The organism is Pseudomonas sp. CFBP 8770 (assembly GCF_014841705.1).
Taxonomy (GTDB): domain Bacteria; phylum Pseudomonadota; class Gammaproteobacteria; order Pseudomonadales; family Pseudomonadaceae; genus Aquipseudomonas.
The window spans coordinates 302,747-326,217 of the sequence record NZ_JACYUL010000001.1 but is presented as its reverse complement, the minus strand read 5'-3'; the positions used below and the strand labels follow the sequence as shown (position 1 = coordinate 326,217).

Below are 23,471 nucleotides of genomic sequence, written 5' to 3'. Positions count from 1 at the left end.
CAGTTTCATGGAACCAGACGCCCGGTACGTACCCTAACAGCCAAGGCTGCCGGTGAACTGCAGCATGACCCGCCCGTGCATCTTCGGGGTGTGACGCGAGATCGACAACAAGGAGCATGAACAGCATGAGTCGTATCGAAACAGACAGCCTGGGACAGGTCGAAGTTCCTCAAGAGGCCTACTGGGGCGCCCAGACCCAACGTTCGCTGGTGAACTTCGCCATTGGCGAGGAACGCATGCCGCTGCCGGTTTCGCACGCCCTGGCACTGGTCAAGAAGGCCGCCGCGCGGGTCAACGATCGCAACGGTGACCTGCCGGCCGACATCGCCCGACTGATCGAGCAGGCCGCCAACGAAGTCCTCGCAGGCGAGCATGACGATCAGTTTCCCTTGGTGGTCTGGCAGACAGGCAGCGGCACGCAGAGCAACATGAACGTTAACGAAGTCATTGCCGGGCGCGCCAACGAACTGGCCGGCAAGGGCCGCGGCGGCAAGTCCCCAGTGCATCCGAACGATCACGTCAATCGCTCGCAAAGCTCCAACGACTGCTTCCCTACTGCCATGCACATCGCCGCCGTGCAAGCCGTGCAGGCTGATCTGCTGCCGGCGATCGCCGCACTCGGCGAGGGCCTGGCCGAGTTGGCCGGACGCCACATGCAATTGGTCAAGACCGGCCGCACACACATGATGGACGCGACGCCGATCACCTTCGGCCAGGAAGTCTCGGCCTACGTGGCGCAGCTCGAATACGCCCAGAAGGCCATTCGCAATGCCTTGCCTGCCGTGTGCGAGCTGGCCCAGGGCGGCACTGCAGTAGGTACCGGGCTCAATGCGCCCAAAGGGTTTGGTGAAGCGATCGCCGCCGAGCTGGCTGCGCTGTCTGGCCTGCCCTTCGTCACCGCGCCGAACAAGTTCGCGGCATTGGCCGGCCACGAGCCGCTGACCAGTCTTTCGGGCGCTCTCAAGACCCTCGCCGTGGCCTTGATGAAACTGGCCAACGATTTCCGCCTGCTCGGTTCAGGGCCTCGCGCAGGGTTGGCCGAAATCAAACTGCCTGCCAACGAGCCGGGCAGTTCCATCATGCCTGGCAAGGTCAATCCGACCCAGTGCGAGGCGCTGTCCATGCTGGCTTGCCAGGTCATGGGCAACGACGTGGTCATCGGCATTGCCGCAAGCCAGGGTCACCTGCAGCTCAACGTGTACAAGCCGGTGATCATTCACAACCTGCTGCAGTCGATCAAGCTGCTGGCCGATGGCTGCCGCAATTTCCAGGAACACTGCGTAGCCGGGCTGGTGCCGGACGTGCAGCAGATGGGCGAGCACCTCGAGCGTGGCTTGATGCTGGTCACCGCACTCAACCCGCACATTGGCTACGACAAGGCCGCCGAGATCGCCAAGAAGGCCTACGCTGAAGGCTTGACGCTGCGTGAATCGGCATTGGCCCTGGGCTACTTGAGCGAGGCCGAGTTCGACCAGTGGGTGCGGCCCGAAGAAATGCTTTAAGCTCTTGCCGCCGGCGTCATCGTCTGCCAACGATGACGCCGGCGGCGAACTCGCCCGATCCACACCCAAGATCCATTTCTACACAGGACGCACATCATGTTTGGCAAGCGTGCGCAGGACCTCGTTGAAACCACGCACTTTCGTGCCGAACGATTCAGCACGGTCAACGGTTTCTATTTTTTCAGCACCCGGGAAAAGACCCTGGAAGGCCCTTTCGCGACCCGCGAGGAAGCTGAACGCGAAAGCCGGGCGTATGTGTCCCGTGTCTCGGGGCGTCAATCCTATCGTTAGGCCTTTCAGGGCTTGGCTGCAGGGTTACGCACGACCACACGACGGGCAGGCTGCTCCAGCACAGCCACTTTGGCTGGCGCGAAGATAGGCAGCAATCTGCCGCTGGCGTGCATCTGCTGCATCAGCGCAGCGAACTCTTCGGCACTGATCGGCGCACCGGGACGTATCAAGGCGTAGTGTCGATAGATCTGGTCCACCCGTTGCGAAACCAGCAGTTGTGCGCCGATATCCGGGTTGCGGGCGATGAAGTCGCTGAGGAATGACTGCGTGACCATCGCAATGTCGGCCCGCTTGCGCACCACCATCATCAAGTTGCTTTCGTGGGAATACGTGAGCACGGCGTTGAACCGGCGCAGCAGGTACTGCGGGTTGGCGTCGAAATCCGCAAACGCGTAGTGATAGCCGTAGAACAGCGCCATGCGCTTGCCATTCAGATCGGCGAAGAAATCCTGGTTGTTGCCCTGTTTGAGCGTCACGAAGACTTCAGCATCCTCCAGTCCGAGATCGACCGCACTGTGCTTGATGCGCTGCCAGCCCCACAGCGGGTTCTCGAAGATCGCCATGTCGACACGGCCCCGCTCGAAGTCCTGATAACGTCGCGCGATCGAAGTCGGCACCAGAACGAAATGCCAGTGGGTCTGCACCTGGTTGAGCTGCTCGATAAGCGACGGCAACAGGCCTTCGTTGCGGCCTTGCTCGGGATGAACGACGTACGGCGGAAAATGCGCCGCGCCGATCCGCACTTCCTGGGCCGCGTGTGCGCCCGATGCCCACAGGGCCGCTACCCATGGAACCACTGCGGCCAGCAACAGGCGTGGCAGGGCCGCCTTAACATAACCGTACTTCAAGACAGAAAACCCCCACCAGCCGTTTCGCGAAGCACGTACGCTAGGGGTTTTACGTCGAGCTGACAACTGCTAAACCCTGTGCCGGTGCGCAGTACGCCCCGTGCGCCCGCAGCAGGCGCTGTCGAGCAACGCTGTTACAGGGTTGCAGGGCTATCGGAACTCTTTGCATCCGGCTGTGCTCTAGGCTCTAAGCGCACGTGCATGGGAGCCTGGTATGCCGCATTGGCTGGTCATCGACCTGGAAGCCACCACCGACGAAGGTGGTTGGCCGGTCACTGAAATGGAAATCATCGAGATCGGTGCGAGCCTGGTCGACCGCGACGGACGCGAGGTCGATCACTTCCAGCGATTCGTCAAACCATTGCGACGCCCCAGCCTGACCCCGTTTTGTCGAGAACTGACCCACATCGGCCAAGCGGACGTGGACGCGGCGGCGGTGCTGACCCAGGTGTGGAGAAACTTCGAGCAGTGGTTGTCACCCCACCGCGGGCAACTGCAGGGCTGGGTCAGTTGGGGCGATTACGACCGGCTGCAGTTGCTGCAGGACTGGCAGCGGCTCAACCTGGAAAGCGCACTGGCGCGAGTCCCCCACATCAACCTCAAGCAGCGCTTTGCCAAGACCCGCCAGTTACCGCGGCCGCTCGGTCTGACCGGCGCCTTGCAACTGGCCGGGCTGCAGTTCTGCGGTCAGCAGCACCGAGCCCTCGAAGACGCGCGCAACACGGCGCGACTGTTGCCCATGGTGCTGGCGCCGTAAAGCGGATGACGACCTGCGAGGGCTTGGGCATACTGGCCAGCCCTTTCCAATCCTCCGCAAGGAACCGCCTCATGTTCAAGGTCAACGAGTACTTCGACGGCACCGTGAAGTCCATTGCTTTTTCCGAAACGGACGGCTCCGCCACCATCGGCGTCATGGCGCCAGGCGAGTATGAATTCGGGACGGCCCAGGCCGAAATCATGCATGTGGTATCGGGCGCCCTGACGGTCAAGCTGCCCGGTGCCAGCGAATGGGCAACCTTCGCCTCCGGCAGCCAGTTCAACGTGCCTGCCAACAGCAAGTTTCAACTGACCGTGGAAGTGGAAACCGCCTACCTTTGCCAATACCGTTGATGATCGCGGCCCCCAGCCCTGGGGGCCGTTTGCGCTAGCGCCCGAACTGCAAATGAGCCAGACGCGCGTACAGCGCATTGCTCGCCACCAGCTCGGCGTGGGTTCCCAGCGCCACCAGACACCCCTCATCCATGACTGCAATGCGGTCGGCGTTCTGTACCGTGGCCAGGCGGTGGGCGATGACGAGTGTCGTGCGACCCTGCATCAACGTGGGCATGGCCTGCTGAATGAGGTGTTCGCTTTGCGCGTCCAAGGCGCTGGTGGCTTCGTCCAGGAGCAGGATCGGGGCATCGACCAGCAAGGCGCGCGCAATTGCCAGGCGTTGACGCTGACCTCCCGAAAGCCCCAGGCCAGCATCGCCGAGCGGCGTCTGGTAGCCCTGCGGCAACTGCATGATGAAGTCGTGGGCATGGGCGATGCGTGCTGCCGCCTCGACCTGCTCGGCCGTGGCGTCCGCCCGGCCATAGCGGATATTGTCCTCGACGCTGCCGAAGAACAACGCCGGGGTCTGCGACACCGTGGCGAAATGCCGACGCAGGTCCTGCGGATCCAACTGACGCAGGTCCACCCCGTCGATGAGAATGCGGCCCTGCTGTGGGTCGTAGAAACGCAGCAGCAGATCGAACAGCGTCGATTTGCCTGCGCCGGAGGGGCCGACCAGCGCCAGGGTTTCACCCGGCCTGACCTGCAGGCTCAGGCCGCGAATGGCGGGTGCAGCTTCCCGCGCAGGGTAGGCAAATACCACGTCGTCGAGCGCCAGCGCCCCTGTGACCCGCAGCGGCAGCTGCTGCAGACCGACGCTGGGCGGCTGGATATCGCTGCGCGCCTGCAACAGCTCGGCAATGCGCTGCGCGGCACCGGCGGCGCGCTGCAGCTCACCGACCACCTCGCTCAACGTGCCGAAGGCACTGCCGACGATGAGGCTGTAGAACACGAACGCGGCCAGCTCGCCGGCGGAAATGCGCCCGCCGATCACGTCCATGCCGCCGACCCAGAGCATCACCGCGACAGCACCCAGCACCAGCACGATCACCAGCGCGATCAGCCACGCACGCTGGACGATGCGTTGTCGGGCCGTGTCGAACGCCTGCTCCACGGTAACGGCGAAGCGTTTCTGGTCTTCGGCCTGGTGATTGTAGGCCTGCACCGTCTTGATCTGGGTCAGGGTTTCGGCCACGTAGCTGCCGACATTGGCGATACGGTCCTGGCTCTGCCGCGACAGACGCCGCACCTGACGCCCGAACATCAGGATGGGCGCCAGCACCAGTGGCAAGGCCACCACCACGATACTGGTGAGCTTGGGGTTGGTGACGAACAACAGCACCACCCCGCCGATCACCATCAGCAGGTTGCGCAGGAACATCGACAGCGACGAGCCAATGACTGACTGCAGCAATGCCGTGTCGGTGGTCAGCCGTGACTGGATTTCCGAACTGCGGTTGTTTTCGTAGAACGCCGGGTGCAAGTGAACCAGATGGTCGAACACCTGCTTGCGGATGTCGGCGACGCAGCGCTCGCCGATCCAGGACACCAGGTAGAAGCGCGCGAACGTTCCCGTGGCCAAGGCCAGCACCAGCACCACGAACACGGCGATGGAACGATTGAGCAGGTGTGCCGACTGGGTCATGAAGCCTTGGTCGACCAGCAGGCGAATGCCCTGACCCATGGACAGAGTAATGCCGGCGGTGAGCAGCAGTGCCAGCAACGCGCCGACGGCCTGCCAGCGATAGGGGCGCACGAAGCGCCAGGCCAGGCGCAAGCCGCGCCGCTGACCCGAAGACAATAGCTGCAAGGGAGGTGATCCGTATTCAGATGATCTGCAAGCCTACACCCAGACGCACGATCGACTACAGTGGAACTCCATCAAACGGACAAAGTCAGCTAGGAAGCGGCCCGAAGCAGACGGCGCACACACCTGAAGAGGAGACAGGCCATGAGCTCGCATGACGACACCCAGAAAAGCATCGAAGTGGTACGCGTGAACCCCCACGAGCCGGTTGGGGGCGCGATCATCGATGAACAGGGGCGCGAAGTACCCATCACCGAAGACATGGTGCAGGACGCCTGCCGCGAACTGGAAGAACACGTGGTGAAGCCGGTCGGCAACGACTGATCGAGCCCGCCGCTGCGCTGCCTTCGAAACCCGGTCCAGGTGGCCGGGTTTCGATTTTCAGGCCTTCGGCCAGCGATGCTGTTCTAGACCAGCACCGCACCCAGCGCCGCGACGATGCGCTCGAGCTCCGGCGCCGGACCGTCGATGTGTACGCGCAGCCCTTCGATTTCGCGACGCGGCGGGTAGTGCTTGCGCAGCTGGTCGAAGGCCAGCCGCTGCCGGGCATTGTCGGCGTCATGGGGAAGGTCTTGCCGGCCGTCAACGGCCAGGCTGCGACGGAAGTCGGCATCGTCGCGCCGCGGGTCGTAGACGCCCCGACAGAGCATGGCCAACGCCCAGACCGGGTCGCTGTCGGCACTCAGGCTGACTTCGCCGAGCCAGGGCCTGGGCAGCAGGTCGTCCAGGCGGACATCGACGCTGCGACCGAGAAAGTCGCACAGCGCCTGATGGATCTGCGCCGTGCCGCGACGACGACCGTCGAGGCTGTAGCCAGCGATGTGCGGGGTGCCGATCACGCAGCACTCGGCCAGCGCCCGGTCGACCGCCGGTTCGTGCTCCCAGACGTCGAGCACCGCCTGCAGGTCTTCGCGTTCGAGCAGCACTTCAAGCAATGCAGCGTTGTCGACCACCGGGCCGCGCGCGGCATTGATCAGCCAGGTACCCGGTTTGAGCGCGCGCAAGCGCGGGCCGTCGAACAGGTGCCAGGTCGGGTGGGGGCCGCCGCGGGTCAGCGGTGTGTGCAGGCTGATCACATCGCAATGCTCGACGATGTGTTCCAGGCTGACGAAGTCGCCGCCCTCCTTTGCTGCGCGCAAGGGGTCGCACACCCTCACATCCCAGCCCAGGCCGCGCAGTACCTGCACCAGGCGGCCACCGACCTGACCGCCGCCGACGATGCCGTAGCAGCGCTGGGGCAACGCCAGGCCTTCGATCTCGCTCAGGGTCAGCAGGCTGCCCAGCACGTAGTCGACCACGCCACGGGCATTGCATCCCGGCGCGCTGGCCCAGTGGATACCGGCTTCGCCGAAGTAATCGAGGTCGAGGTGGTCGGTGCCGATGGTACAGGTGCCGACGAAGCGCACGTTGCTGCCTTCGAGCAGGGTACGATCGACCTGGGTCACCGAGCGCACCAGCAGGATGTCGGCCTCGGCGACAGCAGTGCGGTCGATCGCTCGGCCTGGGTAGCGGCGTATTTCCCCGAAGCCTGCGAAAAATGCGTCGAGCAGCGGGATGTTTTCGTCGGCGACTATGAGCATGGGGGTATCCGGGGTTGTGAGGGGTCAGGGCGGGCCTCTTCGCGGGCAGAGACCCGCTCCCACAGAGACTGGCGCGGACCCTGTGGGAGCGGGTCTCTGCCCGCGAAGGCCTCGCTGCAAGTTCAGATAATGCGCTGTTCGTTCAGCTCGCGCACGAACGCCGGCGCGATATAACGCTGGTAATGCGCCTCGGACAGGATGAAGAACTCCCGATCGATGGCATCGCGCAACTGTGGCAGATCCCAGTCGCGGAACTCGGGCAGCAGCACCAGACCATAGGCCTCCAGGTTGTTGATCACGCGGGCGCCGCGGGCGATCAACTGGTAGGCCCAGCAGTACTCCGACTGGCGCTCGACGAAACGGATCTTGCGTTGTTCCAGCTGTTGGCGCAGCTTCGACGCATCGAAGACTTCCAGCTTGGCCACCATCACCTGCACCAGCAACTGCTCCAGACGGATCCATACCGCGCGTTTCTGCGCTTCGTCATAGCCGTTCCAATGGATGACTTCATGGTGGTAGCGCTTGCAGCCCCGGCATACCAGGTCACCGTAGACGGTGGAGCACAGGCCCACGCAGGGCGTCTTGATGGAGTGGTTGGACATGGCGGATCGGCACGCTGGACGGTGGAACACCGGGCGCATGTTAGTCCTTTGTCTAACAGGGGTCACCCCAGAAATCGTGGGGCTTAACTTAACTTCCTGCGCAAAATAAAGTAGAATCATGCAGCCTTTTTAGGCGCCAATGTCCATTGGAAGCTGTTTTCAAAGCGTCACGAGCACAGTTGATCCAGTAGAAGGGTGTTGGCACCGCTCGTCCGGTGCCAGCCCTCATCAGATTTCCCTTCTACAGGCGTAAAACTTTGAAAACAGCTTCTGCATGGAACACCTGCCCTCCTGACTGAACGGCCGAAAAGACCGTGCGCATGGATGCAGGCGTTCTCTGGATGAGCGTCCCTTCCGGGACCACTGATGAGGGTAATAACTGTGCTTGAAGCCTATCGCAAACACATCGAAGAGCGTGCCGCCCAGGGTATCGTGCCCCAGCCGCTTAACGCCGAACAAACCGCAGGCCTGGTCGAGCTGCTGAAAAACCCTCCTGCCGGCGAAGAAACCTTCCTGGTCGACCTGATCACCAACCGCGTACCGCCAGGGGTCGACGAAGCCGCCTACGTCAAGGCCGGCTTCCTCTCCGCCCTGGCCAAGGGCGAAGCCACATCGCCACTGATCGACAGCAAGCGTGCCGTTGAACTGCTCGGCACCATGCAAGGCGGCTACAACATCGCCACCATGGTCGAACTGCTCGACGACGCGACCCTGGCGCCGGTTGCCGCCGAACAGCTCAAGTTCACCCTGCTGATGTTCGATGCCTTCCACGACGTCGCGGAAAAAGCCAAGAACGGCAATGCCCACGCTCAAGGCGTGCTGCAATCCTGGGCCGACGGCGAGTGGTTCAAGAAGCGTCCGACCCTGGCCGACAAGATCAGCCTGCGGGTCTTCAAGGTCACCGGCGAAACCAACACCGACGACCTCTCGCCTGCGCCCGACGCCTGGTCGCGCCCGGACATCCCATTGCACGCCCTGGCGATGCTGAAGATGGCTCGCGAAGGCATCGTGCCCGACGTGCAGGGCTCGATCGGCCCGATGAAGCAGATTGCCCAGATGTACGCCGACGGCTACCCGGTCGCCTACGTGGGTGACGTGGTCGGTACCGGTTCGTCGCGCAAGTCGGCGACCAACTCGGTGCTGTGGTTCTTCGGTACCGACATCCCGTACGTGCCGAACAAGCGCGCCGGCGGTTTCTGCTTCGGCACCAAGATCGCTCCGATCTTCTACAACACCATGGAAGACGCCGGCGCCCTGCCGATCGAGTTCGACGTGTCGAACATCAACATGGGTGACGTGATCGACCTGTACCCGCACCAGGGCAAGGTCTGCAAGCACGACAGCGACGAAGTGATCACCACCTTCGAGCTCAAGACCCCGGTACTGCTCGACGAAGTCCGTGCAGGCGGTCGTATCCCGCTGATCGTCGGCCGCGGCCTGACCGACAAGGCGCGTGCCGAGCTGGGCCTGGGCCCGACCGATCTGTTCAAGCTGCCCGAAGCCCCGGTCGACACCGGCAAGGGCTACACCCTGGCGCAGAAGATGGTCGGCAAGGCCTGCGGCCTGCCAGAGAACCAGGGCGTGCGCCCCGGCACCTACTGCGAGCCGAAGATGACCACCGTCGGTTCCCAGGACACCACTGGCCCGATGACCCGCGACGAGCTGAAAGACCTGGCGTGCCTGGGCTTCTCCGCCGACCTGGTCATGCAGTCCTTCTGCCACACCGCGGCCTATCCCAAGCCGATCGACGTGACCACCCACCACACCCTGCCGGATTTCATCCGCACTCGTGGCGGCGTATCCCTGCGTCCAGGCGACGGCATCATCCACAGCTGGCTGAACCGCATGCTGCTGCCGGATACCGTCGGCACCGGTGGTGACTCGCACACTCGCTTCCCGATCGGCATCTCGTTCCCGGCCGGCTCCGGTCTGGTGGCCTTCGCGGCCGCTACCGGCGTCATGCCGCTGGACATGCCCGAGTCGGTGCTGGTGCGCTTCAAGGGCACCATGCAACCAGGCATCACCCTGCGCGACCTGGTCCATGCGATCCCTTACTACGCCATTCAGAAAGGCCTGCTGACCGTCGAGAAGAAAGGCAAGATCAACGCCTTCTCGGGCCGCATCCTGGAAATCGAAGGCTTGAACGAGCTGACCGTGGAACAGGCGTTCGAACTGTCCGACGCTTCGGCCGAGCGCTCTGCCGCCGGTTGCACCATCAAGCTGCCGGAAAAGGCCATTGCCGAATACCTGAAGTCCAACATCACCCTGCTGCGCTGGATGATCAGCGAAGGCTACGGCGATGCGCGGACCATGGAACGTCGTGCGCAGGCCATGGAAGCGTGGCTGGCCAACCCGGAACTGCTGAGTGCCGACGCCGACGCCGAATACGCCGAAATCATCGAGATCGACCTGAGCGACTTGAAAGAGCCGGTCCTGTGTGCACCGAACGATCCGGACGATGCACGTCTGCTGTCCACCGTTCAGGGCGAGAAGATCGACGAAGTGTTCATCGGTTCGTGCATGACCAACATCGGCCACTTCCGCGCTGCCGGCAAGCTGCTCGACAAGGTCAAGGGCCAACTGCCGACGCGTCTGTGGCTGTCGCCGCCGACCAAGATGGATGCCCATCAGCTGACCGAGGAAGGCTACTACGGCATCTACGGCAAGGCGGGCGCACGCATGGAGATGCCGGGCTGCTCGCTGTGCATGGGTAACCAGGCACGCGTGGAACCCAACTCCACCGTAGTGTCCACCTCGACGCGCAACTTCCCGAACCGCCTGGGCGATGGTGCCAACGTGTACCTGGCATCCGCCGAGCTGGCCGCCGTGGCGTCCATTCTGGGCAAGCTGCCGACCGTTGAAGAGTACATGGGCTATGCGGCCAGCATCGACAGCATGGCTGCCGATGTGTACCGCTACCTCAGCTTCGACCAGATCGCCGAGTTCCGCGATGCTGCGGCCAACGCGAACATTCCGGTGGTTCAGGCTTGATGCCACGCTGAAATGAGCTGAACGAAAAAACCCGTCGAATGACGGGTTTTTTTGTGGGCGGTGATCGGGTCAGAGATAGGCGCTGAGCGCTTAGCTGCAGATGACCGTTCCTACGGATAACCCGTAGGAGCGGTCATCGGCCGCGAAAAAGCCAACCTCGCCTCAGCTGACTTGCACGCCCCCACTCAATGCCAGGTCCATCAGTTCGCGATTCGCCACTGCGTACATGGCGTAGTCGGTACCCGTGGCGGCCTTGATCTCGTCGAGCATGGCACGCCAGCGCTTGACCATCACCTCGTGCTGTTCCAGCCACAGGTCCAGGCGCTCTTCGACATCACCCGGCGCATCCTGCATCTTCAGCACCGAAATGGTGATCGCCCGTTGCTGCAGGTCGATGTCGTCGCGGAAGGCCTCGCGCGCCAGCGCCTGCCAATTGTTCTCCACCGGCAGGCTGCTGATCTGCTGCAGGTACCAGGTCAGGTCCAGCTTGCTGCCCACGGCGAAGAATGCCTTGGCCACTTCGGCGGCATTCTGGCCGGTGACGTCCGACGCTTCGATGATCGGCAACAGCGTGTACAGGTGGCTGGTGCCGGCAACCATGCGCGCCAGCAGCTCCGGTACGCCAGACTCGACATAGCCCTGGTAGCGGGTCTGCCACCGCTCGCGGGTCGGACCCTCGAGCAGCTCGTCGAGCTTGAGCCCCAACGCTGCGATGTGCGGACCGAAATGCGCCACATCGCGACCGGCGTCCAGCTCGTTGCGGCGGCTGCGCAGGAACCAGCGGGTAGCCCGTCGACCCAGGCGCATCAGCTCGTCCATCAGAGCCAGCTGGACATCGGCAGACACCTGATAGTCCAGCGCCTCGATCTGGCGGAACCAGTGCGGCAGGTGGAAGATGTCGCGCACGATGGCGTAGGCCCCGACCACGCTGGCCGGGGTCATGCCAGTGGACTCCTTCAAGCGCTGCACGAAGGTGATGCCCATGTTGTTGACCAGGTCGTTGGCGATCTGGGTGCTGACGATCTCGCGCTTGAGGCGGTGGCTGCGCATGGCCTCGGCGTACTTGCTGACCAGCGACGGCGGGAAGGCCGTCTCCATGTCGCGAGTCAGATAGACGTCGTCAGGTACTGCCGAAGCCAGCAGCGCTTCGTTGAGGTCGATCTTGCTGTAGGAGATCAGTACCGACAGCTCGGCTCGGGTCAGACCCTGCTTGTTCGCGACGCGCTCGTTGAGCTGCTCCTCGGTCGGCAGGAACTCGATGGCGCGATCCAGCTTGCCGCGTGCTTCCAGGTCGGCCATCAGACGACGGTACTCGGCCAGTCGCTCGTAGGCCTTGCGCGCCGCAAGGGACAGCGCCTGGGTCTGCTTGTAGTTGTTGCCCAGCACCAGATGGCCGACTTCCTCGGTCATGCTGCCCAGCAGCAGGTTGCGCTGCTTCTCGGTCATGTCCCCGGCCTGCACGGCTTCGTTGAGCAGGATCTTGATGTTGACTTCGTGGTCGGAGCAATCCACCCCGGCCGCGTTGTCGATGAAGTCGGTGTTGGTCGCGCCGCCGTTGAGGCCGAACTCGACACGGCCCAGCTGGGTCATGCCCAGGTTGCCGCCCTCGCCCACCACTTTGCAGCGCAGCTCGTTGCCATTCACGCGCAGGGCGTCGTTGGCCTTGTCGCCGACATCGGCGTGGCTCTCGTCACTGGACTTGACGTAGGTACCGATACCGCCGTTCCACAGCAGGTCGACCGGCGCCTTGAGCAGCGCGTTGAGCAGCTCGGTCGGGGTCAGCTTGTCGGCCTTGATGTCGAAGCGCTCTTTCATCTGCGCGCTGATGGCAATGCTCTTGGCGCTGCGCGAGAAGATGCCGCCACCGGCTGACATGATCGAGGTGTCGTAGTCGCTCCACGCGGAGCGTGGCAGGTCGTACAGGCGCTGACGCTCGGCGAAGCTGCTGGCCGGCTCGGGGTTGGGATCGATGAAGATGTGCAGGTGGTTGAATGCCGCCACCAGTTGCAGCTTGTCGGACATCAACAAGCCATTGCCGAACACGTCGCCGGCCATGTCGCCGATACCGATGACGGTGATGCTGTCTTTCTGCACGTTGATGCCGCGTTCGCGGAAATGCCGCTGCACGCCGACCCAGGCACCTTTGGCGGTGATACCCATCTTCTTGTGGTCGTAGCCCGCCGAGCCGCCGGAGGCGAACGCGTCGCCGAGCCAGAAGCCGTAGTCGATGGCAATGCCGTTGGCGATGTCGGAAAAGGTCGCGGTGCCCTTGTCTGCGGCCACCACCAGGTACGGGTCGTCATCGTCGTGACGCACGACGTTGGCCGGCGGCACCACGCTGCCGTCCTTGAGGTTGTCGGTGATGTCGAGCAGACCGGAGATGAAGATACGGTAGCAGGCCACGGCCTCGTTCTGCACCTCGTCGCGGCTGCCGCCCAGCGGCAACCGGCGCGGAACGAACCCGCCCTTGGCGCCCACCGGTACGATCACCGAGTTCTTCACGTGCTGCGCCTTGACCAGGCCCAGTACCTCGGTGCGGAAGTCTTCCTCGCGGTCCGACCAGCGCAAGCCACCGCGGGCGACGTTGCCGAAACGCAGGTGAACGCCTTCGACCCGCGGCGAGTAGACGAAGATCTCGAACTTGGGCACCGGCTTGGGCAGTTCGGGAATCAGCTTGGGGTTGAACTTGAAGCTGAAGTACGACTTGACCTGGCCGTTGGCATCGGGCTGGTAGAAGTTGGTACGCAGGGTGGCCTTGATCAGGTCCAGATAGCGACGCAGGATGCGGTCTTCGTTGAGCACCTGAACGTCGTCCAGGGCACTCAGGATGGCCTGCTCCAGGCGTTGCTGCTTGTCGTCCAGGTCATCGCCTGCCAGCTTGCGCGCCAGGTAGAAGCGGGTCTTGAACAGCCGCGTCAGTTCACGGGCAATGTCGGTATGGTTGTTCAGGGTGCTGGCGATGTAGCCGAGGTCGAAGCCCAGGCGGATCTGCTTGAGATAGCGCGCATAGGCACGCAGCAACGCGACGTCGCGCCATGGCAGGCCGGCGGTGAGCACCAGGCGGTTGAACGCGTCGTTCTCGGCGTCGCCGCGCACGATGTGCACGAAGGCATCCTGCAGCGTGTCGTTGAGCTGCTGGATATCGAGGTTCAGGCCTTCGCTGTAGGTAAAGGCGAAGTCATGGATCCAGTACTCGCGACCGCTGCGATGGCGCAGGCGGTAAGGGAATTCGCCCAGTACGCGCAGGCCCAGGTTCTCGAGGATCGGCAACACGTCGGACAACGCCAGCGGCGTGTCGGCGTGGTACAGCTTGCAATGCAGCTGGCGTTCACCGCCCTGCGCCAGTGGCTGGTAGAAACTCATCACCAGCGGGCGCGATTCGGACAGCGCCAGCAAGTGCTGCATGTCGACTACCGCCGAATGCGCGGCGAAGCGCTCGCGGAAACCGGCCGGGAAGCCTTTCGGGAAGTCGGCCAGTACATTGGTGCCGGCGGCCTCGCCGAAGCTTTCGATGGTCAGGCTGGCGTAGTCGTCCTGCCACGAACGGCAGGCCTGGATCACTTCGTTTTCCAGTTGCTGCGGGTCGATGTCCAGACGGCTCTTGGGGTCCACGCGCAGGATCAGCTGCACGCGAGCCAGCACGGACTCGGAGAAGAACGTCCAGAACTCGCAATCGCTGGCCTTGAGGCGCTCCATGAGCACCTGCTGGATCTTCTGCCGTACTTCGGTGGAGTACACGTCGCGCGGCACGTAGGCCAGGCAGTAGCAGAAGCGCCCGTAGGGGTCCTTGCGCAGGAACACGCGGATCTTGTTGCGTTCCTGGATCTGCACGATCGACATGACGGTGCTGAACAGCTCGTCGATCGGGGTCTGGAACAGGTCGTCGCGCGGCAGCACCTCGACCACCTGGGCCAGTTCCTTGCCCAGGTGCGCCTTGGCGTGGAAACCGGAGCGGCGTTCGATCTCGGCGACCTTGCGCCGGATGTAGGGAATTTCGCGCACGCTTTCGCCATACACCGACGAGGTGTACAGGCCCATGAAGCGGCATTCCTTGAGCACCTTGCCGTCGCCGTCGATCTGACGGATCGACACGTAGTCGGGATAGGCCGGGCGATGCACACGGCTGGGGTGCGCGGCCTTGGCGAAGGACAGCAGCATCGGCTCGTGCAGGTACTGCACGGCGTAGTCTTCGATATGCAGGTCTTCGCTGGTCAGGCCGGCACGCAGCAGCCGGGTCAGGCCCAGGAACGACTGCGGGTCGTAGCGCAGCTGGCCACCCTGCGCATCGGCGTCGACCACGAACTCCTCGTAGCCCAGGAAGGTGAAGTGGTTGTCGGTCAACCATTCGAGGAATGCGGTGATCTCGGCTTTTTCCTGCGCGTCGCTGGCGAACGCGGTCTGCTCGACCAGCGTGATCATTTCGCGGACCTTGGCCTTCATCGGCTCGAAGTCCTGCACCGCCATCCGCACTTCGCCCAGCACCTGCTCCAGCTCCCGGGCCAGCACGCTGAGCTCGGCGGCGTTGGCGCAACGGTCGATTTCCAGGTACATCAGCGATTCGTGCAGGACGTCTTCGCCCTGGGCACCCTTGGCCAGCACTTCGAGCAGCTCGCCCTGGCTGCCGCGGCGCACGCTGAGCACGGTGGTCTGCAGGGTATGGATGCTGTAGCCGCGACGGTTGAGCTCGGTGCGCACCGAATCCACCAGGAACGGCAGGTCGTGATGCAGCACTTCGACGGCGGTGTGGGTGGACTGCCAGCCGTGACGTTCGTAATCGGGGTTGTAGACGCGCACCTGCGGTTTGGCGTGATCGAAGCGCTGCAACAGACGCCAGGCCGACAGGGTGCAGCCGGCCAGGTCGCTGAGGCGCCGCTGGGTGAGCTCGTCCAACGAGATGATGCCGAAGAACTGATCGGCGAACAGCGCCACTTGTGGCAGTGCCTGTTCGCTGATGTGCTGAGCCAGGGCCGATTGCAGTTGATGCTGGAAGTCGGCTTTGCTGGCTGCGGTGAAGAACGCCATCTGTGGTACTCCGCTTGGGCTTTGTTATTGGGTGAAGCGTCGCAAGTCACCCCGGTTCGGATCAACCATAGCCAATCCGGCGCTGCGGGGCGACATTTCAAGAGGTCCAACGACCTAGCTTACCCAGAGCCCGGCATGCACTCTTGCGGTGCGGCGACATATTCGGTCATGCAGGAGTTGTCGTACGAGACCGCTGGTACGGGCGTTCCAGCCGATCGGACAGTAGTCGGGTATAATCATGGCACATTCATATGACAGGTTCCCCCGCATGCGCATCACCGCCACTCTGTTGCTGGTCAACCCCCGTGACGAAGAAGAAGACGACATGGCGCTGCTGTGCTGCCACGGCAGCGCTGAAGAAATGTTTCTGATGACGCGCTTTCCGGACGAAGAAGAGCTGGAAATCACCCTCGGTGAAGAGCCTTACCTGCTGCGCGACCTGAAGGTGACCCTGAGCGCCAAGCACCTGCTGGTGGAAGTGGCCGCTGCGGATGCCGATGTGTTCGGTGGCGATGATGTGCTGGAAATAGAGCATTCCAGCGATGCGGCGGAACTGGCGGAGATCGGGGAGACATTGAGGATTCTGCTGGCGGGTGTCGGGACATTGGCAATCAACTGACCTCGCTCTCCGCAGCTGTGTATAGCTGTATACGTGTAGGAGCGGCCACAGAGTTGCCCGATCGAACATGCCGATTTCTCTGCCACCCGCCAATGCATTAAAGTAGTGACCCCCGGCCAAGACGCCCTCACCTGCGTACTCGGTCCCTTTTTCAGGAACCGTCGACGATGGAACATCGTGAAGCGCTGATGGCGCTGCGAACCTTTCTTTCAACGCAGATCCTTGGCCAGGAAAAACTGGTCGAGCGTCTGCTGATCGTGCTGCTGGCGGACGGTCACATGCTGGTCGAGGGAGCGCCGGGGCTGGCCAAGACCAAAGCCATCAAGGAACTGGCCGAAGGCGTCGAGGCGCAGTTTCACCGTATCCAGTTCACCCCGGACCTGCTGCCGGCCGACATCACCGGCACCGAGATCTATCGACCCGAAACCGGCAGCTTCGTGTTCCAGCAGGGGCCGATCTTCCATAATCTGGTGCTGGCCGACGAAATCAACCGTGCGCCTGCCAAGGTGCAGTCAGCCCTGCTCGAAGCCATGGCCGAGCGCCAGGTCAGCGTCGGTCGCAGCACCTACGACCTGTCTCCGCTGTTCCTGGTCATGGCAACGCAGAACCCGATCGAGCAGGAAGGCACCTACCCGCTGCCCGAAGCGCAGCTCGATCGCTTCCTGATGCACGTCAAGATCGGCTTTCCGGATGCGGCCGTGGAACGGCGCATCCTGCAGCAGGCCCGCGGTGAGGCGCTCAATGGCGAAACCAAGCCCGAGCGGCGTGTCAGCCAGCAGGCCATCTTCGCCGCACGCAAGGAGATCCTCGGGCTGTACATGGCCGATGCGGTGGAGGAATACCTGGTGCAGCTGGTCATGGCGACGCGCACCCCAAGCAAGTTCGACGCCGAGCTCGGCGAATGGCTGGCCTATGGCGCCAGCCCGCGGGGCTCCATTTCCCTGGATCGCTGCGCACGCGCCCATGCCTGGCTGGCGGGGCGCGACTTCGTCAGCCCGGAAGACATCCAGGCCGTGCTGTTCGATGTGCTGCGCCATCGCATCATCCTGTCGTTCGAAGCGGAAGCCGCCGGGGTCGATCAGGATCGCGTGATCCAGCGCATCCTCGACGTCGTTGCCGTCGCCTAGCCCCATGACCCAGGAGCCGCGGCCAGAGCCTGGCATTCGCATCAGCCTGGCCGAGCTGATCGAAATGCGCCATCGGGTGCGCGAAGTGCAGCTGTTCTCCACCCCGGCCCAGCGCAGCCCGTTGATCGGCCTGCACCACTCCAAACTGCGCGGCCGCGGTGTGGACTTCGACCAGGTGCGCGTGTATCAGGCAGGTGACGATGTGCGCAGCATCGACTGGCGGGTCACGGCGCGCACCCAGGAGCCGCACACCAAGCTGTTCCACGAGGAGCGCGAGCGGCCCATCTTCATTCTCGTCGAGCAGAGCCGGCGGTTGTTCTTCGGCTCGGGCCAGATGTTCAAGTCGGTGCTCGCCGCCCAGGCCGCGGCGTTGATCGGCTGGGCCGCGCTGGGGCACAACGATCGAGTTGGCGGGCTGGTGTTCGGCGACGGCGAGCACTACGAGATCAAGCCCCGACGCAGCAAGCAGAGCCTGCTGCAGTTGCTCAACCGCCTGGTGCGCGTTAACCAGTCGCTGCACACCGAAGCGCTGCCGGAAAAGGACGCGCTGGGCATGGCCCTGCGTCGGGCGCGCGAAGTGTTGCGCCCCGGCAGCCTGGCCATCGTCATCTGTGATGAGCGCGCGCTGACCGACGGCGCCGAGCAGCAGCTCAGCCTGCTGTCGCGCCACTGCGACCTGCTGTTGCTGCCGGTGTCCGACCCGCTCGATCATGCGCTGCCGGCCGCCGGGCTATTGCGTTTTGCCCAGCGTGGCAGGCAGATGGAAATCGATACGCTGAACCCGGAGATGCGCCTGGCCTACCGCGCGTTGAGCGAAGCGCGCATCGCCCGCTGGGAACGCCTGGCGCAAAAACTGCGTGTGCTGCTGATGCCCCTGAGCACGCAGAGCGAGATGATCGAGCAACTGCGCGAATACCTCAATCCGCAGCGGCCGGGCACACTCAAATGAGTACCCTGGAGCAGTTGCAGCCGTTGATCGCGCCGCCACCGATCGGCCTCTGGCCACCCGCCCCAGGCTGGTGGCTGCTCGCCGTGCTGCTGCCGAGCCTTGGCTGGGCCGCCTGGCACTGGCGTCACCGCTGGCGCCGCAGGACCGTGCTGCCGATGGTGGGCGAGCCACTTCTGGATCCGGTGCGCCAGGGCGCGCTGGAAGAGCTGGCGCGCTTGCCCCGACCCTACGATGGCGCACCTGCCGGGGCGTGGCTGCAGCAGATCAACGGCCTGCTCAAGCGCCTGTGTCGCAACCACTACCCGAACGCCAACAGTCATGTGCTCAATGGCCGCCAGTGGCTGGCATTCCTCGACAATCGCTGCCCGGCCGCCGGCCTCACGCGCTGGATGGTACTGGTCGAAGGCGTCTACAAGCCTGAGTGCAAGCTGGACGACAAAGCCATCGCCGGCCTGCAGCAGTCGGTCGAAACCTGGATACGCAAGCATGTTTGAGTTCGCCTGGCTGTGGGTCTTCGCCCTGCTGCCGCTGCCGTGGCTGCTGCGTGTGCTGCTGCCGGCCGCCGACAGCGGCGAGGCGGCGCTCAAGGTCAGCTTCCTCGATGAGCTCGAGGGGCTGGCCGGGCGCCGGGCACGCATCAGCCTGCCGACCTGGCAGCAACAGGCGCCCTACGTGCTGCTGTGGCTACTGCTGCTGATCGCGGCGGCGCGTCCGCAATGGCTGGGCGACCCCCTGCCCATCGCTGCCAGCGGGCGCGACCTGCTGGTGGCGGTGGATGTGTCCGGATCCATGGACTACCCCGACATGCGTTGGCAGAACGAGGACATCAGTCGGCTGGAGCTGGTCCAACGCCTGCTCGGTGACTTTCTCGAACATCGCCAGGGCGACCGGGTCGGGCTGATCCTGTTCGGCAGCAAGGCCTACGTACAGGCGCCGCTGACCTTCGACCGGCGCACCGTGCGTACCTGGCTCGACGAAGCACGGATCGGCATTGCCGGTAAGAACACCGCCATCGGCGACGCCATCGGCCTGGCGCTCAAACGTCTGCGCCTGCGCCCGGCGCAAAGCCGGGTGCTCATTCTGGTCACCGACGGCGCCAACAATGGGGGTCAGATTCACCCCATCACTGCCGCGCGCCTGGCGGCCCAGGAACATGTGCGCATCCATACCATCGGCATCGGCGCCGACCCCGGCGCCGATGGCGCGCTGAGCATGCTGGGGCTCAATCCCAGCCTGGACCTGGACGAGCCCTCTCTGCGCGAGATCGCGCAGATCACCGGCGGTCAGTACTTCCGTGCCCGCGACGGTGACCAGCTGCAAGCCATCGGCGCCAGCCTCGACACCCTGGAACCGGTCGACCAGAAGCCCACCCAGGCGCGACCGGCGCAAGCGCTGTATATCTGGCCGCTGAGCGCGGCGTTGCTGTTGAGCGTGTTGCTGGTCGTGCGTCAGAACTGGCCGAACAATCCCCTGCAACTGTTCCTGCGCAAGCGCCGCTTTCTGCCGACGGCTCCGCAATGGCGCGAGCGCCTGCAGCGGCTGCAGCTGCGGAGGCGCAAATGATCGACGCGTGGCCGCATTGGTTTCGCCCCTGGTGGCTGCTGGCCTGGCCAGCATTGGTCTGGCTGCTGTGGCAATTGTGGCACCGGCAGAAACGCGCGGGGCGCTGGCAATTGCTGCTGCCCCGCCACTTTCACGGAGTCCTGCTGGACGGTGGCAGCGGTCGGCAGAGCAAGGCGCCCTGGATAGTGCTGGGCCTGGCCTGGCTGCTGACCGGGGTGGCCCTGTTGGGACCCAGCTGGCAGCGCATCGAACAGCCGGGCAGGACCGTCGTCGACCCGCTGGTAGTGGTGCTCGCCCTGAGCCCCGAGATGCTGGCCACCGATGTGGCTCCCAATCGCCTGGAACAGGCGCGGCGCAAACTGCTGGACCTGCTCGACGCACGCCGTGATGCGCAGACGGCCATTATCGTCTACGCCGGCAGCGCGCACGTGTTGGTGCCGCTGTCCGATGACCTGGGAACCAGTCGCAACCTGCTGGAGGCAATCAAGCCCTCAATCATGCCTGTCGAGGGCCAGCGCGCCGACCTCGGCGTGCAGCGCGCGCTGGACTTGCTCGACCAGGCGGAACAGGGCCAGGGGCGCATCCTGCTGCTGGCGTCGCAGCTGTCCGACGCCGAGCGTCGGGGCATCGCCCAACGTCTGGACCAGCACTCGCCACAATTGTTGATTCTGGGTATCGGCACCCGTGACGGTGCACCGGTGAAGCAGGAAAACGGTGATTTTCTCAAGGACGAGCAAGGCGCGATTCGCTTGCCCCGTCTGGACAGTGTCGGTCTGCGCAGCTTTGCTGCCGATGTCGGCGGCCTGTACCGACAAGCGCGTCTGGACGATCTGGACCTGCGCAACCTGGGCCTTCTCGATCGCCCCACGGTGTTGCGTGGCAACGGCAAGCTACAGCAGCTGGACAGCTGGGCCGATCAAGGTCACTGGCTGCTGCTGCCCCTGCTGTTGCTGGCGGCGCTCGCCGGCCGCCGCGGCTGGCTGTTCTGTTTGCCGTTATGCCTGCTGATCGTGCCGCAGCCAGGTTATGCCTTCGATGTTCAGGACCTTTGGCTGCGCCGCGATCAGCAAGGCCAGGCCCTGCTCGAACAGCAGCGTCCGGCCCAGGCCGCGCGGCGCTTCGCCGATGCGCAGTGGCAAGGCATGGCGCTGTACGAAGCGGGCGACTACGAAGCGGCCGCCGAGCGGTTCGCCCAGGGCGACAGCGCCCGCGACCACTACAACCGCGGCAACGCCCTGGCGCGCAGCGGCGAACTGGAAGCTGCCCTCGACGCCTATGAGCAGGCGCTGGAGCGCCAGCCGGACCTGCAGCCGGCGCTGGACAACCGCACACTGGTGGAACAACTCGTCCGCCAGGCCCAGGCCGAGCCTCCCGCAGCTTCCACGGACCAGGCCGACCGGCCCCGCGCACCGGGCGCGACGGCGCCGGACGCCGAGGATCCGAACGCGTCCACGGCGGCCGACGCTTCCCCAGGCAACAACGACGCGCAGAGCAGTCGAGAAAACCCCTCCGGTCAGGCTGGAGGAGAACAGAATCAGGCACAATCCTCGGCGCTGGCGCAGCCGCCGAATGACGAGTCCACTACCCGGCCGCCGTCACGGCCAGCCCAGACCACTCTGGATGCCGAACAGCGCCAAGCCCTGGAACAATGGCTGCGACAGATTCCGGACGATCCAGCCGAGCTGTTGCGGCGCAAATTCTGGTATGAACAGCAACAACATCAGGACAAGAGTCGATGAGTCGCTTCAGCGCCTTCTGCATCAGTGCAACCCTGGCCGTGCTTGCCCAATGCGCGCATGCCGCCACGCTGGTGGCCAGCGTCGATCGCTCGCGGCTCAACTCAGGGGAAACAGTCGAACTGACCCTGGAAACCAACGACGTCACGCAGTTCGGCAAGCCCGATCTGACGCCGCTCGAGGGCCCGTTCGAGGTGCGCGACACGCGCCAGGTCAATCGCCTGACCAGCCTGGATGGCGACCGCCAGGCCACGACTCGCTGGATCATCACCCTGCTCCCGCGACAGACCGGCAGCGTTACCATTGCTGCGCTGCAACTGGGTGAACTGCGCAGCCAGCCAATCGTGCTGCAAGTGCTGCACAGCGACCAGCCGCTGCGTGCCAACATGGCGCCGGTGTTCATCGATGCCAGCCTGGATGAAGACAGTGTCTATGTGCAGGCCCAGGCGGTGTTGACCTTGCGCATCTATCACTCGGTGCCCCTGTACGACGACAGCAGCCTGACGCCTCTGCAACTGGCCGACGCGCGCATCGAGCCGCTGGGCGGCTCGCGCACCTTCGAGAAGATCATCAACGGCGTTAGGCACGGGGTCATCGAGATGCGCTATGCGATCTATCCGCAGCGCAGTGGCGAATTGATTATTCCCGCCCTGGCATTCACCGCCACCACCGTCGAGCCGACCGCACCTGGCGACAGCGCCAACAGCGCGCCGCGGCCCGGCAAGCTCATGAAGGTGACGTCCGCGCAGATGTCCTTGACGGTCAAGGGCGTGCCAGCAGCCTACCCCGCCGACACGCCGTGGTTGCCGGCACGCAGTCTGAGCCTGAGTGAAAGCTGGAACCCCGACCCGCCGAGCAGCCAGGTCGGCGACTCTCTGACCCGTACGCTGGAGGTAAAGGCCGAGGGGCTCTCCAGCGCACAGCTGCCGGCCTTGCCCAGTACCGTAGTGGAAGGCCTGCGACGCTACCCGGATCAGCCCCAGTTGAACAACCAGAGCGGTGAACGGGGTCTGATCGGCAGCCGCCAGGAACGCGAGGCGCTGGTACCGGCGCGCAGTGGCACCCTGCAATTGCCGAGTGTCGAGGTGGTCTGGTGGAACACCCATGAAGACCATCTGGAGCGCACCGGTCTGCCCGCGCGCAGCCTGGAAGTTGCCGGCAACGCCAGCCTGATGGTGGATACCCCGGTTGGCGCCGCCGATGCCGACCCCGATCTTGCGTGGCCATGGAAACTCGCCAGTGTGACGCTGTTGTTCACCACCATGATCGGCTTCGCCTTGTGGTGGCGGGCTCGTGGACAGCCGGCGGTATTGCGCGCAGCACAGAATGGGCCCAACCCGCGCACCTTGCTCGACGACCTGAAACGCGCCTGTCAGGCCAATGATCCTCAGGCAACGCGCCAGGCCCTGGACGCCTGGGCTCGGCAGCAACCGGAGACGCTGGCCGACATGACGGCGCGCTTCGTGCCGCTGTCCGATGCCCTGGATGGGCTCAATGGGGCGCTCTACAGCGAAAGTGGCCAATACTGGCAGGGCGAGGAGCTATGGCGCGCCATCGGCAGCCTCCTGCGCACCGAGCCGCCCCTGGAGCCTTCCGCAGAAAACGCCGGATTGCCGCCGCTGTACCCCAAGTGATCCCCTTCCCTCTGGAAACACCCTCGGGGCGGTCGGCGCACGCCGAATCCGTAGGAGCGGTCATCGGCCGCGAAGGGTACACCGGGACTGCCTGACACACCGCAGCGA

18 protein-coding genes are annotated in these 23,471 nt (G+C 64.2%); 13 read left to right on the top strand and 5 right to left on the bottom strand.

Features of this window, described 5'->3' with window-relative positions:
- Positions 1-125 precede the first annotated feature (125 nt).
- Entirely contained in the window at positions 126-1,502 is a 1,377-nt protein-coding gene (locus IFT98_RS01460) for a class II fumarate hydratase (RefSeq protein WP_192049579.1), read from the top strand.
- A 96-nt stretch (positions 1,503-1,598) separates the two neighbouring features.
- Positions 1,599-1,793, top strand: a complete 195-nt coding sequence (locus tag IFT98_RS01455) for a DUF6316 family protein (protein WP_122479086.1) — start codon at positions 1,599-1,601, stop codon at positions 1,791-1,793.
- Positions 1,794-1,798: 5 nt separating this feature from the next.
- Here the strand turns inward: IFT98_RS01455 and IFT98_RS01450 are convergent, their stop codons facing one another.
- A complete protein-coding gene (locus IFT98_RS01450; protein ID WP_192049581.1) occupies positions 1,799-2,641 on the bottom strand; it encodes a PhnD/SsuA/transferrin family substrate-binding protein in 843 nt (280 codons plus the stop codon).
- Positions 2,642-2,855: 214 nt separating this feature from the next.
- Between IFT98_RS01450 and IFT98_RS01445 the strand changes: the two genes are divergently transcribed.
- Together IFT98_RS01445 and ppnP are read left to right on the top strand one after the other, a co-directional pair.
- Complete coding sequence (locus IFT98_RS01445; RefSeq protein ID WP_192049583.1) at positions 2,856-3,398, top strand: exonuclease domain-containing protein; 543 nt, start codon at positions 2,856-2,858, stop codon at positions 3,396-3,398.
- A 71-nt stretch (positions 3,399-3,469) separates the two neighbouring features.
- On the top strand, positions 3,470-3,751 hold the full coding sequence (gene ppnP, locus IFT98_RS01440; RefSeq protein WP_192049585.1) for a pyrimidine/purine nucleoside phosphorylase: 282 nt from the start codon (positions 3,470-3,472) through the stop codon (positions 3,749-3,751).
- Positions 3,752-3,785: 34 nt separating this feature from the next.
- On the opposite strand, the gene IFT98_RS01435 is transcribed toward ppnP, so the two are convergent.
- Entirely contained in the window at positions 3,786-5,543 is a 1,758-nt protein-coding gene (locus IFT98_RS01435; RefSeq protein WP_192049587.1) for an ABC transporter transmembrane domain-containing protein, read from the bottom strand.
- 141 nt (positions 5,544-5,684) lie between these two features.
- On the opposite strand from IFT98_RS01435, the gene IFT98_RS01430 reads away from it, so the two are divergent.
- Positions 5,685-5,864, top strand: a complete 180-nt coding sequence (locus IFT98_RS01430; RefSeq protein WP_122797379.1) for a PA1571 family protein — start codon at positions 5,685-5,687, stop codon at positions 5,862-5,864.
- Positions 5,865-5,947: 83 nt separating this feature from the next.
- Here IFT98_RS01430 and pdxB read toward each other — a convergent pair whose 3' ends face one another.
- Together pdxB and IFT98_RS01420 are read right to left on the bottom strand one after the other, a co-directional pair.
- On the bottom strand, positions 5,948-7,120 hold the full coding sequence (pdxB, locus tag IFT98_RS01425; RefSeq protein WP_192049589.1) for a 4-phosphoerythronate dehydrogenase PdxB: 1,173 nt from the start codon (positions 7,118-7,120) through the stop codon (positions 5,948-5,950).
- Between the two features lie 122 nt (positions 7,121-7,242).
- Positions 7,243-7,722, bottom strand: coding sequence for a DUF1289 domain-containing protein (locus IFT98_RS01420; RefSeq protein WP_192049590.1), 480 nt, complete (start codon positions 7,720-7,722; stop codon positions 7,243-7,245).
- Between the two features lie 381 nt (positions 7,723-8,103).
- Here IFT98_RS01420 and acnB point away from each other — a divergent pair, with 381 nt between their 5' ends.
- Entirely contained in the window at positions 8,104-10,713 is a 2,610-nt protein-coding gene (acnB, locus tag IFT98_RS01415) for a bifunctional aconitate hydratase 2/2-methylisocitrate dehydratase (RefSeq protein WP_122797376.1), read from the top strand.
- A 162-nt stretch (positions 10,714-10,875) separates the two neighbouring features.
- Here the strand turns inward: acnB and IFT98_RS01410 are convergent, their stop codons facing one another.
- Positions 10,876-15,735: an NAD-glutamate dehydrogenase gene (locus IFT98_RS01410; protein ID WP_192049592.1), complete on the bottom strand. Its 4,860-nt coding sequence runs from the start codon at positions 15,733-15,735 to the stop codon at positions 10,876-10,878.
- A 268-nt stretch (positions 15,736-16,003) separates the two neighbouring features.
- Between IFT98_RS01410 and IFT98_RS01405 the strand changes: the two genes are divergently transcribed.
- The 7 genes from IFT98_RS01405 (at position 16,004) to IFT98_RS01375 (ending at position 23,363) form a co-directional block, all read left to right on the top strand.
- Positions 16,004-16,354: a hypothetical protein gene (locus IFT98_RS01405; RefSeq protein ID WP_122797374.1), complete on the top strand. Its 351-nt coding sequence runs from the start codon at positions 16,004-16,006 to the stop codon at positions 16,352-16,354.
- Between the two features lie 167 nt (positions 16,355-16,521).
- Positions 16,522-17,481 carry an AAA family ATPase gene (locus tag IFT98_RS01400; RefSeq protein WP_122479105.1) on the top strand — a complete coding sequence of 320 codons (960 nt, stop codon included), beginning with the start codon at positions 16,522-16,524 and terminating at the stop codon, positions 17,479-17,481.
- A 4-nt stretch (positions 17,482-17,485) separates the two neighbouring features.
- The gene (locus IFT98_RS01395) at positions 17,486-18,430 is read left to right on the top strand and encodes a DUF58 domain-containing protein (protein WP_192049594.1); all 945 of its coding nucleotides are present in this window, start codon (positions 17,486-17,488) and stop codon (positions 18,428-18,430) included.
- Complete coding sequence (locus IFT98_RS01390; protein ID WP_192049596.1) at positions 18,427-18,924, top strand: DUF4381 domain-containing protein; 498 nt, start codon at positions 18,427-18,429, stop codon at positions 18,922-18,924. The genes IFT98_RS01395 and IFT98_RS01390 overlap by 4 nt, the downstream gene beginning before the upstream one ends.
- Positions 18,917-19,993, top strand: a complete 1,077-nt coding sequence (locus tag IFT98_RS01385; protein WP_192049598.1) for a vWA domain-containing protein — start codon at positions 18,917-18,919, stop codon at positions 19,991-19,993. Before IFT98_RS01390 ends, IFT98_RS01385 begins: the two co-directional genes overlap by 8 nt.
- A complete protein-coding gene (locus tag IFT98_RS01380) occupies positions 19,990-21,732 on the top strand; it encodes a VWA domain-containing protein (protein ID WP_192049600.1) in 1,743 nt (580 codons plus the stop codon). The genes IFT98_RS01385 and IFT98_RS01380 overlap by 4 nt, the downstream gene beginning before the upstream one ends.
- Positions 21,729-23,363 carry a BatD family protein gene (locus tag IFT98_RS01375; RefSeq protein WP_192049602.1) on the top strand — a complete coding sequence of 545 codons (1,635 nt, stop codon included), beginning with the start codon at positions 21,729-21,731 and terminating at the stop codon, positions 23,361-23,363. The genes IFT98_RS01380 and IFT98_RS01375 overlap by 4 nt, the downstream gene beginning before the upstream one ends.
- Positions 23,364-23,471 lie beyond the last annotated feature (108 nt).